Genomic DNA, 843 nt, shown 5'->3' on the forward strand with positions numbered 1-843 from the left:
AATGTTGTACTAAAAATGCTCTTAGTCGTTTCGATTGTTTTGCAATCGTTAACTGCTGTTGTATCCGCAACATCTGAGAATCACCAGGTAGATATAGAGCACCTTCAAACTCAACATGATCATGCAGATGATCGAAATATTTTAAATGATAATACAGATGATGAACAGCACGATGTAAAGGATTGTCATCACTGTGGTCATTGCAGTGGCAGCCACTTATCTTGGATTTTAGTCAGTAATTCCAATGTCGATGGTAAGCTAAATATTATCAATAAAACGCCTTATCAAATTGATCAAACAAGTACCTTTCTTGAAGCTATACTTCGTCCGCCTATTTCTTAATTAGATTAATTTTTAATGACCTATTTATCCTTTAATAATGGATAAAGGGTTCGTGTTTATTAATTTTAAAATTAAGAATTTTTATGTATATATATTTAAAAAATACAGGTTTAGTCCTGTCTTTATGCATGGTTGTGAGTTTTTCAGCTGCCAGTTATGGCAAAGAGAAAAATATTTCATGGCTAGATAGTCAAATAAATAAAGATCCCGAAGTTATAGCAGCGAAAGAGTTACTCAATGCAAGTAGTCATAGAGCCAAAGGTTTAACTCAAGCCGTTTATAACCCAGAGCTAGAAGCTAGTTATGAAAAAGAAGGTGATTTTGATAATTACTCCATTGGTATCAGCCAAACAATTGATTTCTGGGATAAGCAATCAGCAAATAAAAGCATTGGTGAAATTGATGTCTATGTAAACCAGCAACAATTGTTATCTTTACTCGATTCTAAAAAGGCTAACGCTTTAACTGCATTAGTTAATTGGCAAGCAGCAAAAGAAGCTG

The 843-nt window shown here is 33.5% G+C and carries 2 protein-coding genes; both read left to right on the forward strand.

Annotated elements, in window-relative coordinates:
• A partial coding sequence (locus P20311_RS11090) for a hypothetical protein (protein WP_238529445.1) occupies positions 1 to 342 on the forward strand: 342 nt, incomplete at its 5' end.
• 83 nt (positions 343 to 425) lie between these two features.
• Positions 426 to 843: TolC family protein (locus P20311_RS11095; RefSeq protein WP_158307806.1), on the forward strand; the 418-nt coding region annotated here is incomplete at its 3' end.

The sequence above is a fragment of the Pseudoalteromonas sp. BSi20311 genome (assembly GCF_000239875.1).
Taxonomy (GTDB): Bacteria; Pseudomonadota; Gammaproteobacteria; order Enterobacterales; family Alteromonadaceae; genus Pseudoalteromonas.